This is a genomic window from Fluviicola chungangensis (assembly GCF_007558725.1).
GTDB lineage: Bacteria > Bacteroidota > Bacteroidia > Flavobacteriales_D > Crocinitomicaceae > Fluviicola > Fluviicola chungangensis.
The window spans coordinates 206552-222914 of sequence record NZ_VLPL01000006.1 but is presented as its reverse complement, the minus strand read 5'-3'; the positions used below and the strand labels follow the sequence as shown (position 1 = coordinate 222914).

At 41.2% G+C, this 16363-nt stretch carries 14 protein-coding genes and 1 pseudogene; 7 read left to right on the top strand and 8 right to left on the bottom strand.

All coding sequences use genetic code 11. The annotated features are described in order from the left end of the window. Window positions 1-30: 30 nt before the first annotated feature. A complete protein-coding gene (locus FO442_RS13200; RefSeq protein WP_144333672.1) occupies window positions 31-1797 on the bottom strand; it encodes a sodium:solute symporter family protein in 1767 nt (588 codons plus the stop codon). Between the two features lie 235 nt (window positions 1798-2032). Continuing rightward, the gene (locus tag FO442_RS13195; protein WP_144333671.1) at window positions 2033-4525 is read right to left on the bottom strand and encodes a PIG-L family deacetylase; all 2493 of its coding nucleotides are present in this window, start codon (window positions 4523-4525) and stop codon (window positions 2033-2035) included. A gap of 732 nt (window positions 4526-5257) precedes the next feature. Between FO442_RS13195 and FO442_RS13190 the strand changes: the two genes are divergently transcribed. Further along, window positions 5258-5716, top strand: coding sequence for a TspO/MBR family protein (locus FO442_RS13190; RefSeq protein ID WP_144333670.1), 459 nt, complete (start codon window positions 5258-5260; stop codon window positions 5714-5716). Here the strand turns inward: FO442_RS13190 and FO442_RS13185 are convergent. Beyond that, window positions 5713-7014: an MFS transporter gene (locus tag FO442_RS13185; RefSeq protein WP_144333669.1), complete on the bottom strand. Its 1302-nt coding sequence runs from the start codon at window positions 7012-7014 to the stop codon at window positions 5713-5715. The two genes, FO442_RS13190 and FO442_RS13185, sit on opposite strands and share 4 nt — an antisense overlap. A gap of 198 nt (window positions 7015-7212) precedes the next feature. On the opposite strand from FO442_RS13185, the gene FO442_RS13180 reads away from it, so the two are divergent. Together FO442_RS13180 and FO442_RS13175 are read left to right on the top strand one after the other, a co-directional pair. Next, on the top strand, window positions 7213-8559 hold the full coding sequence (locus tag FO442_RS13180) for a T9SS type A sorting domain-containing protein (RefSeq protein ID WP_144333668.1): 1347 nt from the start codon (window positions 7213-7215) through the stop codon (window positions 8557-8559). Between the two features lie 525 nt (window positions 8560-9084). Beyond that, on the top strand, window positions 9085-10140 hold the full coding sequence (locus tag FO442_RS13175; protein WP_144333667.1) for an IS110 family RNA-guided transposase: 1056 nt from the start codon (window positions 9085-9087) through the stop codon (window positions 10138-10140). A 13-nt stretch (window positions 10141-10153) separates the two neighbouring features. Here FO442_RS13175 and FO442_RS18890 read toward each other — a convergent pair whose 3' ends face one another. Next, a complete protein-coding gene (locus FO442_RS18890) occupies window positions 10154-10369 on the bottom strand; it encodes a GDCCVxC domain-containing (seleno)protein (protein ID WP_246073855.1) in 216 nt (71 codons plus the stop codon). A gap of 54 nt (window positions 10370-10423) precedes the next feature. Then, window positions 10424-10762: pseudogene (locus FO442_RS18885) on the bottom strand (MerC domain-containing protein); the annotation flags it as partial. A gap of 189 nt (window positions 10763-10951) precedes the next feature. Here FO442_RS18885 and FO442_RS13165 point away from each other — a divergent pair. The 4 genes from FO442_RS13165 to FO442_RS13150 all read left to right on the top strand — a co-directional run bounded on the left by FO442_RS13165 (window position 10952) and on the right by FO442_RS13150 (window position 13434). Further along, the gene (locus tag FO442_RS13165; protein WP_144333665.1) at window positions 10952-11476 is read left to right on the top strand and encodes a methylated-DNA--[protein]-cysteine S-methyltransferase; all 525 of its coding nucleotides are present in this window, start codon (window positions 10952-10954) and stop codon (window positions 11474-11476) included. A 339-nt stretch (window positions 11477-11815) separates the two neighbouring features. Then, complete coding sequence (locus tag FO442_RS13160) at window positions 11816-12220, top strand: hypothetical protein (RefSeq protein WP_144333664.1); 405 nt, start codon at window positions 11816-11818, stop codon at window positions 12218-12220. A 96-nt stretch (window positions 12221-12316) separates the two neighbouring features. Then, window positions 12317-12901, top strand: coding sequence for a YceI family protein (locus FO442_RS13155; RefSeq protein WP_144333663.1), 585 nt, complete (start codon window positions 12317-12319; stop codon window positions 12899-12901). Between the two features lie 2 nt (window positions 12902-12903). Next, a complete protein-coding gene (locus tag FO442_RS13150) occupies window positions 12904-13434 on the top strand; it encodes a YceI family protein (RefSeq protein ID WP_246073851.1) in 531 nt (176 codons plus the stop codon). Between the two features lie 146 nt (window positions 13435-13580). Here FO442_RS13150 and corA read toward each other — a convergent pair whose 3' ends face one another. The 3 genes from corA to FO442_RS13135 form a co-directional block, all read right to left on the bottom strand. Further along, on the bottom strand, window positions 13581-14531 hold the full coding sequence (gene corA / locus FO442_RS13145) for a magnesium/cobalt transporter CorA (protein WP_144333661.1): 951 nt from the start codon (window positions 14529-14531) through the stop codon (window positions 13581-13583). A gap of 164 nt (window positions 14532-14695) precedes the next feature. Next, window positions 14696-15133, bottom strand: coding sequence for a nuclear transport factor 2 family protein (locus tag FO442_RS13140; RefSeq protein ID WP_144333660.1), 438 nt, complete (start codon window positions 15131-15133; stop codon window positions 14696-14698). Between the two features lie 45 nt (window positions 15134-15178). Then, window positions 15179-16354 carry a hypothetical protein gene (locus FO442_RS13135; RefSeq protein ID WP_144333659.1) on the bottom strand — a complete coding sequence of 392 codons (1176 nt, stop codon included), beginning with the start codon at window positions 16352-16354 and terminating at the stop codon, window positions 15179-15181. Between the last annotated feature and the right edge of the window lie 9 nt (window positions 16355-16363).

The following is a 16363-nucleotide window of genomic DNA, read 5'->3' as shown; positions in this document are numbered from 1 at the left end:
ACGTATTGAGAATTGACAGCCGGAAAAATATTAATGATCCAGTAAGTCCGGATTATTGGAACGCTTGATTTCCAGATTCTCATCTTCTTTTCGTTCTATTGGTTTGAGGAACAACTGGATAATCCCCGCAATCAACAACACCAGTAAGCATCCGATTACATTCAGCCACAGAAAAGAAATCACGTCGATGGCATAAATTCCGATTACAAGTATTTCTGTAATGATCGCTCCCAGGAAAACGGCTTTCCCGCCGATCCGTTTCAGGTAAAATGCCACCAGGAAGATTCCCAGGATTGTACCGTAGAACAAAGACCCCAATACGTTTACTGCTTCGATCAAACTTCCCAGTTTACTAGCAAACATGGCAGTTGCAATGGCGAAAATTCCCCACCCGAAGGTAAACCAGCGCGATACTTTGTAATAATGCAATTCGTTCTTGTCTTTTACCCACAATCGTTTATACAAATCAATCACAGTGGTTGAAGCAAGCGAATTCAATGCTGCGGCAATACTTCCCCAGGCAGCAAGGAAGATCATAGCAATCAATAAGCCGATTAATCCTTTGGGAAGGTTCTCTACAACGAAATAAAGGAAAATGTAATTCGTGTCGTTGGTATCCGCCGCACTGTTCGCTTTTTTCATTATGGACAATGCTTGTTCCCGAACTGCTTTCGTTTGAGTTTCGATCTGCAGCAAATCGGTTTGCAAGGTTTTAATTGCTGCCCGGTCATTCGTGTGCAATGCTTCCGCCAAAGAAGTCGTTTGTATCTGGCGAACGGTATTTAGGGAATCATTTTTCACCTGGAGAGTCCGGAACTCTGTTTGATACTCTGATGCAAGCACTTGATCCACTTCTTTTTGGTTGAAGAAAATCGGCGACTGGAAGAACATGTAGAATACAAAAACCAAACTTCCCACCAACAGGATGAGGAACTGCATCGGTACTTTGACCAGGCCGTTCATCAATAACCCGGTGCGGCTTTCCTTGGTGTTTTTTGCTGTTAAATATCGTCCGACCTGTGATTGATCTGTTCCGAAATAGGAGAGAGCCAGAAAGAATCCACCGATCACTCCACTCCAGATATTGTACTTGTCCTTCCACCATGCGGAATCCGTGACATCGATTTTTGTTTCGATGACATTCAGTTTTCCCATTTTACCGGCTACATGCAACGCATCCGAAAAACTGACGTCCTCTGGCAGCATATGGACCACAAGATATCCTGCCAGGAACATACCGATAAACACCACGATCAATTGCTGCATTTGCGTATACGTTACTGCTTTCGTTCCACCGGTTACGGTATAAATGATCAGGAACCCACCCATAACCAGGTTGGTATAATAGATATTCCAGCCAAGCAGCGACGACAAAATAATCGATGGGGCGTAAATGCTGATCCCGGTAGAAAGTGCACGTTGCACCAAAAACAGGATGGAGGCCAGGGAACGCGTTTTCAGATCGAACCGCTGTTCCAGGTATTCATAGGCCGTAAAAACTTTTAATTTATGGTAGATCGGAATAAAGGTGACACATAAAACCACCATTGCCAGCGGTAAACCGAAATAATATTGAACAAAACGCATTCCGTCCGTATAGGCTTGACCGGGTGCTGAAAGAAACGTAATGGCGCTGGCCTGGGTTCCCATGATGGAAAGCAGGATGAGGATCCAACTCATGGAATTACTGCTTTTAAAATAGCCGTCCAGGGTTTTTTCGCTTTTGCTTTTGTATAAACCATATCCGATCACAGCAAGCAGTGTTACGATCAGGACAATCCAGTCAATGGTACTCATGAGAAATGCTGGGTAAAAAAGTAAAAGAAAACAATCAGCGCAGCGAGTACACCAATTACCACGGCATATGCCCAGTTCCAGTTTTTATGATCGTTTTCTTCTTCCATCAAATCTCATTCTCAATTTTTGTTTTGAAACTGCACTAACGCTTACGCAGTAGCTTGTGCCATCGCTAAAGCTAAGGCGGCATGCGATCAGCGAAGGCGTAATGCTTGTTTCTTATCACTAGCTATCGCTAGTTCTTATTTTGCGGCAAACTCAATAAATTCACGAACAAACGGTATGCTCCCGGAATTCCTGCCGGTAATTCCCGGAAAAACACCAGTCCGGTGTAAACAAAATTCCCTTTTCCGTGTTTGGCAATAATCAAACTTCCTTTGCTCGGCTTTTCATTCGGGTCCTGCATGGAAAAGACCGTCTCGTAATGCGGATCGAGTTCGGTAGCGAAATAAATTCCGCGCTCCTGTACCCAACCTTCAAAATCCTTCGGTGTAATGGTGTTCGGTGTATGCAGAACCGGATGTTCCGGATTCGTAAATGTTACAGGTGCATTATCATCGGTCACACGATCCCTGGAAATCGTAAACGGATAAGGTCCGATTTTTGTTTCCATCGGAGCAATGCGGTTGTTTGTATTGTATTGGACGATGAGATTTCCTCCCTGCTCAACATATGCCATTAGCTTATCGTAATATACCGGCAGGCGGTCGTTGGTGTTGTAAGCACGTACTCCGGTTACGATACTCTTATAAACACTCAGGTCTTCTTTCGCCAGTAACTCGTCGGTCAATAAAGTCACATCGTAACCAATTTGTGTTAAACAGGCAACCACATTGTCTCCCGCTCCCGGAATGTATGCAATCTTAGAGGCTGTTTTTTTCAGATCCAGGAATACGATTTTTGCTTCTGCATCACTTAAAAAGAATTGGTAAGGAATGTGGTCGTATTCAACGCGTGTAATGCTTTTGGAATAATCACTTCCGTTGATTGAAACCGAAGCACGCAACTGTCCGTCTTTTCCGTTCTTTTCAGGTGTCAGGATTGCTTTCACAAGTTGCTCGTCGCCTTTTTTCACCAGGTTCACCTCCGGATTTTTGATCTCGATTTTCCAGCCCGTTGGAACAGCAACTTTTACAGTTCCTTTGATGTTTGACTGGTTTGCTTTAACGGTGAATGAAACCTCTTTTGGAGTCATTGCACTGAAAACAACCACCTGATCCGTGATGTTGATGGTTGCCGGAGGAAGGATCTCGAATGGACGATACACTTCACCTTTTACCGGATCCGTTGATTTGAATACCAATCCGCGTTCAACATGGAAATCTATTCCATCAATCGTTAGATGGTACACCACACTCTTTGCAGGTTTATTTTCCGGCGTTCCGATCAGTACCGGATTTTTCACGGTATACATTCCAACAGTATGTGGTTCCGCTAGCCAATAAGGCGTAGAATAGGGACTTGACTTTGACAAATTTTCCTTCTGCTCAATTGTTTCCAATTTGTTTTTGCTCAATTGCAAATCGGTTGCTTTATCTGTTTGACCAAGGAAAGTCAGAGAATTTAATTTCACATTCCCGGTATTGCGCGCGATGATCTGGTTTGAAATGCTGATCTCGCTTCCCGGAACCGCACTGTAATCTGAAACATAGGATTCCATCCACAATCCGGCACATTGCAGGATCAATTCCTGGCAGGCAGTCAATTTCTGGTTTTTCCAATAACGTACATTCGGATTTGTTTCATCCAATTGCTTGATTTTCGAATAAATGCTTTCCAATGCCGGCAAAGAACCTTCCGGATGTTGCGGATCGAAATGGGAAATACAGGCTGATATTAAGCCTTCGATATCCGTACCGGACGGAAGGCGTTTCCAGGATGAGTTGACACCTTCGAAAACATCTTTTTCGGCAGCTTCCCCTTTCAGAAATTTGAAATATTCCATACTTTCCCCGCGTTGTTTGGCAGAACCGAACCCTTGGCTTTTGTGCATGGAGCGGCTGTTTGCGGCAACTTCACCATAACTGATCCCGAGCAATGGATTATAGGTCCCGACATCTATTTTTAATTGGTCCTCCGAGGTGGTATTAGTTCCACCGAAATTGAAGGTGTTCCAGAAAATGCGTTTGGTTTTCCACACTTCCACTTCTTTCAGTTGTTCCGGAAATTTGGTAGGATCGGCTGCCAGGTCGAATGCTTCCAGGGCTAAAATGGCAGAAGCCGTGTGGTGTCCGTGCCCGCCTTCCCCGGTTGTCGGGAAACGGCAAATGATCACATCCGGTTTGAACCGGCGAATAGCCAGTACCACGTCTTTCAGAATGCTGTCTTTGTTCCAGATGGTAAAGGTTTCTTCCGGATTTTTTGAAAACCCGAAGTCGTTTGCACGGGTGAAAAATTGTTCTGCTCCGTCGGTTCTTCGAGCTGCCAGTAATTCTTGTGTCCGGATCAGGCCCAAAGACTCTCCCTGTTCTTTCCCGATGAGGTTTTGTCCGCCATCTCCGCGGGTTAAAGACAAATATCCTGTACGGAAGTTTTTCTCTTTTGCCAGGTATCCCAGCAAACGGGTATTTTCGTCGTCAGGATGTGCTGCAATGTAGAGCACGGAACCAACCGTGTTGAGTTTTTTAATTCCCAAAAGGATTTCCGCTGAATTGAGTTCCGGGGATGTTTGAGCGATGATGTTTTGTCCCAGTAAAAGTGTCAGAGCGAGTGTGAATTGTTTTGTCATGTTGTGTATGTCAGTGCCTTGGCTGAAGCTTCAGCATAAGCGTTGTGTAATATCGTGTGCAATAATACAGGAAATCTCCCATTGAGAACTCAAATCATCCGCTCTTTAACAATTCTTTAAATAGGACAGCAATAATTGATGTTCTAACCGAATATTCTGTTTCTGGAACTTAAATGAAAGAATTCGTTAGTTATCCTGGCATCCTTGAAGAACCCATAATTTGATTGCTTTAATTTCGCAAGAGTCTAATTCTTTGTGTGGGGGTGGAGGCATAATCACATAATTCGGATCATGAATAATAGCTTGAACTAGCTGTCCGCTTTGAGCAAAAATCCTGGTGTTTGAATAACTATCCAAACTAATGCTTCCCGCCCCGGGATATTGATGACATGAATTGCAGTTCGCATTGAGAATTGGACTAATCGTTTGAATGTAGGAGATACTATCTGCTAATTGACAATTTGAGGGAGCGGGAGAAAAAGGAGCAATTGGAACGGGAACTTTACTTTTCGTACAGTGTACTGAAAGAAAAATAATTGCAAGGAGAGAACAGCATTTTTTCATGCCGAAAAATTACAGAAATAACGAAAAAAGAATGTTAAGCACAGGTTAATTATGCCGAATAAGAACGAATGAATACCTTTTGAAAGTCATTCGCATTTTGATAAATATGTTTTCTTTTTTTCGTAACTTCAACAGATTCCAATTGCGTATTATGTAAATTTTAGCCTTATGATTTTCAAAACTATTCTTTTTTTAGTTGTCAATTTTGTTGCCTTGGGAATTGGAGGAATTTTTACCGAAAAAGGGGTGGTTTCCGAATGGTACCTTTCTTTGAATAAAGCACCCTGGACTCCTCCCGGTTGGGTTTTTGGAGCAGCTTGGACGACCATCATGATTTGCTTCGCGATTTACATGGCTTTTGCCCTCGAGAAAGTAAAAAACAGGAAAGCTTTGATTGCCTTGTTCAGTATTCAATGGGTACTGAATGTTGCCTGGAATCCGGTTTTCTTTTATTTCCACCACCTTTCAGGCGGATTGATTCTCATTGGTGCACTGACGCTTCTGATTGCTGTACTTTTATTTCGATATGGACCGGTGTTGGGATTTAAATCCATCCTGCTTGTACCGTATTTTTTATGGTTGTTGATTGCCACTTCCCTGAATGCCTATTGTTGGTGGTATAATTAACGTTCTTTCGGATCTTGATTGAGAGAGGAATTTTTTCTTGTGTCCTTCATAAAAAAGTATACAAGCAAAGAAATGAAGATACATCCGGTCACGTACCAATAGAAATAGGATTCATGTCCTGCATTTTTAAACCATAAGGCAAGGTATTCAGCAGTTCCTCCGAATAGTGCAACCGTTAAAGCATAGGGAAGACCAACTCCCAGTGCACGGACTTCTGCGGGAAACAACTCTGCTTTCACAATGGCATTGATACTGGTATAGCCGCTTACGATAACGAGTCCGGCCATGAGCAGAAAAAAGGAAGTCCAGGCAGAATGTGTGTGGCTGAGCGCCGTTAATAAAGGTACAGTGAAAATTGTACCAAGCACTCCGAAACCGACCAGTAAGGGTTTTCTCCCAATTTTATCGGATAATGCCCCGAAAAGTGGTTGCAAAATGACAAAGATCAAAAGGCTTACAAAAGAAATCAAGGTAGAAACATCTTTGCTCAAGCCGACCGTATTGACCAGGAACTTTTGCATGTAATTGGTATACGTATAGAAAGCAAGTGTTCCACCCAGGGTCAATCCGACAACCAACAAAATTGCTTTTGGATGCTGCATTAATTCGCTGATCTTTCCTTTGTTCCGGTTCTTTTCCTGTTGTGCTTCGAAAGCTTGTGTTTCATGCAGGTTGCTGCGCAGGTACAAGGCAACCAGTGCCAATATTGCTCCGATAACAAAAGGAATCCGCCAACCCCAGCTTTGGAGCTGTCCTTCCGTTAAGATCAGTTTTTGCAATAATAATTGAATACCAAGGGCAATAAGCAAACCTCCTACCAAGGTTACGTATTGGAAACTGGAATAGAAACCGCGCCGGTCCTCGGTAGCCATTTCACTTAAATAGGTCGCCGAAACACCGTATTCTCCACCCACGCTGAGTCCCTGTAACAGCCTTGCCCCTAAAAGTAAGACTGGAGCCAGTACGCCGATCGTTGAATAGGAGGGAATCAATGCAATCAATAAGGATCCGAAAGACATTAATAGTACGGAAAGTGTCATGGCTTTTTTCCGGCCGATCTTATCTGCAATTCCTCCGAACATCCATCCGCCTATCGGGCGCATCAGGAAGCCGACAGCAAAAATTCCGGCGGTGTTTAGTAATTGTGCCGTAGGATTTGATTCGGGAAAAAAAGCACCTGAGAAATACAACGAGAATGCCGAGTAGGCATACCAATCGTACCATTCCACCAGGTTCCCGATTGATCCGCCAATGATGGATTTAAGCCGTTGTCTGGATATGCTTTCACTTTTTTTCATAGCTGCTAAAATTAGAAAATTGTGGATAATCTCCTTGGTTTTCCGATCATTAATTCCCTGTTTAGGATAAGTGCAAGATTATCCACCAGTTACCAGGGTAATTATATTTTTCGAAATAGTTTGATTTCAAAAATTCTTCCAACCTTTTGTAAGGTTTCATCGTTCGGATTTATTGAAAACTCAATAAAAACACCAGCTATGACAAAGCTTTTACTTACAGGTATAGCCCTCTTAATACTCAGTTCTACAACACTTTTTGCTCAATGGACAACTGTTTGCGGTACCGGGAATGGTTTTGTAGACAACTTCGAGGTCTTCAATAACGAATTGTACGCAACAGGTTTTTTCACCAACCTATGTGGAACGGCTAACAATCACATTGTAAAATGGGATGGAAGTGCCTTTCAGCCTGTAGGAACCGGATACCAGTATGCGGGTCACCAATTGAAATACCTGGGAAATTTCCTCTATTTCGTAGGATATGAACCAACAGTAACAGACTCGAATTGGGTTTATCAGTATGGAGGAACGGATTTTTTCAAAGTAGGAGAAGGTGTCTACCTGACGAATGCTGTATCTGGTGGTTCTCAGACAGCTAACCTTTATGCCTTGGAAGAATATAACGGTAACATTATTGCTTGCGGAGAATTTGATCGGGTAGGAAACAAAGCAATTTCAGGAATTATGCAGTGGGACGGTTCTGCTTGGGATTCGTTGGGAAGCGGATTAAGCGGGAATATTGCTGGAACCGCACCTGTAATGTATCCTCATGACATGTGTCATTTGGGAACAGATCTCATCGTTGCAGGAAACTTCCTGAAAGCGGGGGGAATTACAGTGAATGGAATTGCACGCTGGGATGGAAGTCAGTGGCACAACCTGGGAGAAGGATTTAACGGGACGGTTTACGGAATGGGTGTCTTTAACGGAGAATTGTATGCCGGAGGTGATTTTACCATGAGTGGATCAACAGCTTTGAAATGCGTTGCAAAGTGGAACGGAACGGCTTGGGTTGATCCGGGATTCCGGGTATACTACAATAATTCCGGGGATTATTCTTTTGTGCATACATTGAAAGTCTTCAATTCGAAATTGTACATAGCCGGTGGTTTTGATCGTGTAGTAGAAGGAACGACTGTTCATATGGGACAAGGGATCTGCGCTTTTGACGGAACAACTGTCGATACCTTGGGTGGAGGGACCCCGAATCGGGAAATAGAAGGAATAGCGTGGTACGATGGCGATTTGTATGTCGGCGGCGGGATCAATAATTCCAACAGCTATATTGCCAAATACGATGGTTCGGCTTCGCTCAGTGAATTGGAAAAAATCACCTGGACAATCGTCCCGAATCCAGCAGAAAACTCCTGCACACTTTCCGGAAGCAAAAAGGATCAACTCATTTCAATCCTGACTCTGGAAGGAAGATGCTGCAAAACCATTTTAGCAGAAGAATCGGAAACACAAATCGACTTTTCAGAACTCTCTTCGGGAGTTTATTTGGTGAAAATAGGGGATCAGCAAAGGAGGATCGTAAAGAAGTAATTTAAGGACCAATTTTTTAGCCGGAAACAACGCTTTTTTAGTAAATTTATTTCTTCTGGATCTATTGATTTTACTGGGTTTTTAAACTTTTTCATGAGCCGTCACAGGACGTAAATACCCTACGTTCTACCCACGTATCTTTGTCTTATCAAAATAAAAACAATGAGACAATTTCTAAAGACAATGAATAACAGCTCCATTTACTAATCAACTTATCCTGAATCACCACCAACCGGCCTGATCACTATTCATCGGCCACCTGACCACTGCTTAGATGAAACCTAACCACTCCTATGTTTGTATTTTATTAATTTGAAACAAGCAAAGTGAAAAGAATGAGAGTTTGATTAACCACAAAGCAACTCTTTAGAAGTATGCTGATGTATAGAAATTACCTCATTCTTTTATTCTTCTCAGACTTTGAACAAGAATGTAAGAAATCGGCATTCGCGCGATATTCAGAATGTCAACAGGAGACAAAAGTGAAAGAAGAAATCACGGAGCGAAGAAAATAAAAACAACAATATGGAGAAAATCATTAGGCAGAGCGTAGGTATTGATGTCTCATTAAAAACCTTAGACGTCACATTTGGAAAGATGTCTGAATCAATGGATATATACTATTTATTCCAGTGTTCTTTCAAGAATACCGAGGCAGGATTTATGAAGTTGTTACAGTTTATGAATGACAAAATGGATTCATCCATATCAGTTCGTTTTGTAATGGAAGCAACGGGTGTCTATCATGAGAAATTAGCTTATTTCCTACATGGTAAAGGGCATTCACTAAGTATTGTTTTGCCTAATAAGATTAACAGTTATATGCGAACTTTGACGATTAAAACTGTCAATGACAAAACGTGTTCCGAAGCAATTGCACGTTTTGGTTTGGAACGTAAACTAGATGACTGGAACCCGCCAAAAGAATCTTATAAAAAGTTGCGGCAACTTACTCGCGAGCGGGACCAACTTGTATCCGAAAGGGCTGCTTTAAAGAACCAGCTTCATGCTGAAGAGAGGGAGGCATATCCTCTCTTAAAAACCATTAATAGATTGAAACAACGCATCAAATTTCTCAATAAACAAGAGTCTGAAATCAAAGCAGATATTGAGCGAGTGGTTTGTAAAAGCCCCGATTTAGATGACGAAATTAAGTATATGACAAGTGTCCCAGGTGTAGGACGTTTAACCGCCGTTATACTACTTGCTGAAACTAATGGATTTGAATTAATTCGGAATAAAAAGCAACTCGCCAGTTATGCGGGGCTAGATGTAAAGGAAAGGCAATCGGGAACCTCAATAAGAGGTGTGTCTAAAATATCGAAAAGGGGAAACAAGCACATTCGAAAAGCGATGTATTTACCCGCTCTTACATCAGTCAGGAGTAATAAAATAAACAGAGATATTTACACCAGAATAGTACAAAAACACGGAATCAAAAAGAAAGCAATAATTGCCATTGAGAGGAGGTTATTGGAATTATGTTTCATATTATTCAGAAACAAAACCTTCTTTAATCCAGCTTTCGAAGAAAAAAATAGCACACAGCTAAAGCTATGCGCTATACAGGCTAACTTATAGTTGCCTTAAAGATTTAACAACATTTTTTATCCAGTTGAATTGGTGGACATGGTACGGTTCCGTAGCTACAATAAACGCAACAATCTCCATGTTTTGGGCGAAGTCTAGTCTTACAATTTTCACATTCATAGAAGTATGTACAGGCATCGGTTGGCATCATTTCTAATTTTTTGTGTCCACATTCAGGACACGTAATTAATGATTCCAACTCTACCGTTTTCCCTTCAATTGTGATACAAGTATCACAGGTTCCGTGTAATCGATTTCGATACCAATTTACTATTGTGGCAATGAGCAATCCCAACATACCTACATATAGAAAGTATATCCAATGTTTACCGAAATCTAAATTATAACTTAGAAAAATTAGCAGAGAACTCGGTATTGCAATTAGTAAGGGGTACGTGCAATAATGCTTGCGATACGACAAGTAAAATCCGACCAAAGAAATAACTACCATGATCTGAAAGATTATCATTGTCCAACCTCCGAAAAGTTCAAAACTCCCAAGACCTAATGCCGAAGCACCAAATGCAAACAAAGGAAAACAACATGGAGAAAAAAGTGCAGTGATAAACAATCCGATTACCCCCCATTTACCAAAGTCCTTAAATAATTTCATGAGGTAAAATTACGAATAATTCATCTATGGAATTTGGTAATCAACACAGAATCTATTCATCTGCACAACCAACCACTACTACCTGATAAATTGCCGCGAGTTCGAACCAGTAATTCGCGGCAATTTTAGTATTTTCAACTTTTGCTCCGATAGCTTATCGGGATTGTGTTTATAATTTTGGATTAAAGCATGATTTATTTACAATATTTTCAATCTCCCTATGGTGAATTGGTTCTTGGAGAATCGGGTGGAGAATTGTGTTTGTGCGACTGGAAATACCGCAAAATGCGTGATCAGGTCGATAGTCGGATCCAGGTTGGCTTACAGTCTGAATTCAAATTGGAGGAAACCGATCTGTTGAATGAAGCAAAATCGCAGTTGAATGAATATTTTGCCAGGGGACGAACTGCATTTGATCTGCCGCTTTTATTGGTAGGAAGTGATTTTCAGAAATCCGTTTGGGAGAAACTGCTTACGATTCCTTACGGAAAAACGACCAGTTATCTTGAGCTTTCCCGCATCCTCGGAGATGAAAAAGCGATCCGTGCGGTGGCAACTGCAAATGGAGCAAATGCCATTTCGATCATTGTTCCGTGTCACCGTGTTATTGGAAGTGACGGAAGTTTAACCGGTTATGCCGGAGGATTGAATGCCAAACAAAAACTCCTTCAGCTGGAGGGAATGAATTTCGGTGAACAATTGGAATTATTTTAACAGAGATCCGGTAAAGTTGTCCTATTTTAAAGGAAAGATCACCGTTATTGACTTTTGGGCGATTGGAAGCTTTCGAGTTGATTTACATTCCCCGATACCTTGTTCTGGATGCAAACCACCAAGTGATTAGTGCATGGGCACCTTTATCAACTTCCGGGGTTTTACAAAAGTATTGGGTTAAATAATCGAATAAATGTTAAATATTCATTAAAAAAATGGTTCAAACCCTCGTTAACTTCCCTAAATTCAGCTAGTTTCCATAAGGATACTGATATAAAAAAGAAATTAATTTGGTTACAATGGAAATATTTACCTAGGTTTGTATTTTTAAAAAAAGATATGAACTTAAAGAAAGGATTGTTGCTGGGAGTAACCAGCGGAATAGTAGCCGGAGGAGTAGGAACCTTGTACAATGCAATCTATAATGAGGCATTTTATACCGATTTCAGTTCGGTTTTGAATCCGACAGGAATATTTATCGCTTGCATCGTCGGGTGTTTGTTGATGGGCTTAGGGTATGTGATAGCTTCCCGGCTTAAAAGACCGCTTTTGATTCCGATCTTAAATATCCTGTATTGTATCTTAAGTTTTGCAAGTATTATCGGTGTGTTGGATTTCAAACTTCCATTGACAATGGACGGACCTGAAGCATTTCCCGGCTTGGCGATTCCAATGCATTTCTTTCCTGCACTGAGCTTTTTAGCTCTGGTTCCATTTTTTTGGAAACACGAATCACGTAATTAATAACAAATAAGAGAAAGCACTGCTTTCGAAAAAGATATCCGCGGTAGCAGATAATGAAAATTTAATAAACAAATAAATAAACAAAAACAAACAAACATGAAACGTCCAGTAACTATTTTAGCAGCAGCTTTCGCTGGTTTAGCACTATCTTTCACAGTGGCAACATCTTCAATCTGGTCTTTAGACGGAGTTCACTCAAGACTTGGGTTTACAGTAAAACACATGGGAATTTCTGATTTCAACGGAAGCTTCTCAAACTACGAAGTAAAAATAACTGCTACGAAAGAAGATTTTTCCGATGCAAAAGTAGAATTAACAGGTGAAATTAACAGTATCAACACAGCAAACGAAATGCGTGATAACCATTTAAAAGGTGCGGATTTCTTCGATGCTGAGAAATATCCTACATTCACGTTCGTAAGCAAATCATTTACAAAAGTTCCAAAGTCTAAGAACGAATATAAAGTAGTGGGTGATTTAACATTGCACGGTGTAACGAAAGAAGTAACAATGACTGCAGTTCACAACGGTACAATGACGCATCCGATGAACAAAAAAGAAGTAAGTGGTTTCAAGATGACAGGAACTATTAACAGATTGGACTTCAAAGTTGGGGGTGAAAATCCGGGTTTGAGCAACGATGTAAATGTGACTGCTGACTTGGAATTGGTTAAAGAATAATCATGAAAAGAAGTATTTCTTTGATGGCTTTACTCCTCCTGATTGGGGGAGTATTTTCATTCACACAAGTAAAAACGTGGAAGATCGGGAAAGATTACAGCGTTGATTTCTCTGCAAAGGGAGTGAACGGGATTTTTAAAACACTTAGCGGGACTGTGAATTTTGACGAAGCAAAGTTGTCCGAATCCAAACTTGTGTTTACGATTGATGTGAATTCGATCAACACCGGAAATGGTTTGCAAAACAAGCATGCTTTGGGTGATGAATGGTTCAATGCCGATAAATATCCGAATATCAAATTCACTTCTTCTTCAATTGAGAAGAAAGAGAAGGGGTATATCGCAAAAGGAAAATTAACGGTGAAAGATGTAACCAAGGAAATCAGCATTCCGTTCACCTTTACGAAATCCGGCAGCAAGGGAAAAATCAGTTCTTCGTTCTCTATTGATCGCTCAACCTACAATGTAGGAAAAGCAGGTGGTGATGTTGGAAATACCATTAAGATCAACATTGCGATTCCGGTAACAAAATAGTTTGGAAAGTCCTACCACGAGTGGGACTTTTCTTTTTTAACTGTTTGAGCTTCCTGATACTCCACCTGGTTGGTTCGAGTATCCCGACATTTTAATCGGGATGTATCGAGAACACATGGTGGAAACGCGAAGTGACACAAACGGCTTCATAACCACTTCTTTCGCTTAAAATAAAGCAAGGTCAAAGCTGAAGAACTGATCATCAATACAACCGCTATCGGGTAACCGTATGAAAAGTTCAATTCGGGCATAACCCTGAAGTTCATTCCATAAATACTTGCAATGAGTGTAGGAGGCATGAAGATCACCGAAACCACCGTAAAGATTTTGATAATCTTATTCTGTTCGATATTCACTAAACCCATCAGGGTATCCTGAAGGTATTCCAGGCGTTCAAAACTGAATTGTGTATGCTGCAGCAGCGAGGTGATGTCTTTCATGATAACACGCAACCGTTCCCCTGTTTCCTGATCGATAAAAGGAGAACGCGTTAAAGCAGAAATTAAGCGCTGTTTGTCAGTGATGCTTTCCCGGATTAAAATGGTGTTTTCCTGCAATTCGGCGATCTTACGCAAGGTCTTTTCTTCCGGGTCGGATAAACTTTGCACCTTCCGGCTGATGATGTTGGTAATGCGGGTCAGGCTTTCAATGTAATCCGCATCCAGGTCAATCCGAGTTTCCAATAGCAAGACCCAGATCTGGGATCCCGAGCGAATGAAATCTTGCCTGGCAACCTTGATCTTTTTAACCACTTCTGCAAAAGATTGTAATTCTACATTACGAACAGTGAATAAGACATTTCCTTTCAGCAGGAAGGAAACCTGGTGGATTTTGGGTGCATCGCCATCTTTTAGAAAACCGCTGTTCGCTTTGATCGATGCGCTGTCCTCCGAATAACGTGAACTGCTTTCAATTTCGACCGCTTCTTTGTAGGTGGGCAATTTCACTTTGAAGAATTTGCACACCTGGTCTTTTTCCTCCTGACTTGCATGCAGCAAATCGATCCATAAATAATTTCTATTGGGGTCGAGTACTGCTTTTTCAGGATATTTTTCCCAAACCAGCTCATTTTCGTGTGTATAAAATACGCGAATCATAAGGACAGATTTTGAGTGAATGACTAAAGAGTAACAAAGATGCCCTTTTTTAGCTAGAAATACGTTAAACCGGGCTGTTTTTCCCAATATACCGGTTATTGGATGGCTAAAATGCAGAACAACCGGTTTTTACGCGATGTTTTAAGAATCGTTTCCTGGTGTACTTATTTCTTTCTCCTGGTATCTGTAATGATGAGGATTTTCCACTCACCGTCAGTTTTTACCAATTGAAACGCATTGACTCCTTCGTGTGAATAAATGTTGTCGACGTAAAATGCATAATCGGTCCAAACTGCCGCCAGGTTTCCATCGATTTTAATTTCACAGGAAAGAATCCGTTCGTCCCAAACTTGTTTATGCGGCGTACCAATCGAATTCAGAAAAGCAGCGATGGAGTCCCGGTGTAACTTTGCTTCTCCTTGTGTCGTTAAAAAACAGGTGTTCAACGTGGCATTAGGTAAAAATAATTTACGCACTACAGCACTGTCTCCTGTTGACATGCCTTTGAATAAGTGGTCAATGACATCCCGGACTTCTTTTTCTTGGTTTTGAGACTGGGCATAAAAGGGGAGGAATACGAGGAGAAAAATAAATCGTTTCATATCGCTGGGTTTTAACCGAATATGCAAGAAAATGCTCAAATCCAGTTAGTCTTCTTTGGGATCTGGTCGTTTAATAACAGTTCGGGGCTCATCAAAGCTAAGCTTTTTATAAGGAAAAACATCTGCCAGCTCACCGCTGTAAAAGAACTCATAAGCCACAGATCCAAAGGTGTAATCTGTATTCTTGATTTTGTAAACCGAACCGCCAACTGCAGGATTGGGTTTAGGAACCGAGCGCTGGAAGCCAAGGTTGAATAAGGAGGCGAGGATTTCCGGACGATCATCAATCGGGTAGCCGGCTTTTTCCCATTGAGTTTTGATTTCTCTTAAGAACAATGCTGTATACAAATACGAATAATAGTGATTTTCCCATTGCACCAGGCGTTGTAAACGCATATCCAGTGTATCATTGGCTTTTGTGGTATAATTGGCTGTAGAATCAAAATCCAAAAGGGCTTCGTATTTTTCTCCTGGATAAAATTCACTGTCTTTTTCTGACAGGTAACGTTCAATGGTTAGGGCCGTTCCATTTTTGATGCCAGTAACGCCATAAGAAAGATGGTTTTCCAGCGCCAAAACTTTCAGTGGACCGATATACCGTTTATAAGATTCCCGGCTGGAATTAAATAAACGGATCTGTTCACCAACCAAACATGCAACGATTAATCTGGGTTCAACTCCGGTTACATGATATACCGAGTCAATGTATTTCTTGTCCTTGGTTACAGCCTGTTTAAAATCTTGCCATTCGGCGATATTCATCCATTCAAAAACGCTTAATCCGGTGCTTTTTTGAGAGGTGTTTTCGTTCTTGTATTTCCATTTAGACCAGGCTTTGCGGTATGCCTTGTTCTTTTTCAGTTGAAGATCTACCGCATCCAGCATCCGCAGAGCCAATTTTTCGTCCTTGTTTTCATTGTAAACGGATAGGATATAGTTTGCGTTTTTAGGATAAAACTCGTTCACGAGCATGATACGGTTCAGGACTTCAAAACGGTGTTTGATCATGGAAACCGAGTCCACTTTGAACGACTGATCGTATTTGTTGTGCATTTCTGCAAAATAGCGGTTGTTCTCATCCACAGAACCACTTTCATTTGTCCAGTTGAACTTGACTGCAAAATAAGTTGCCGTAAGAATAAAACCATAAGCAGCGAACCCGTAAAGCAGGATGGTATAAGGTATTTTGAACCACTTTTTCCTTAGGAAGGAGAACTTCATTCGTGTTTA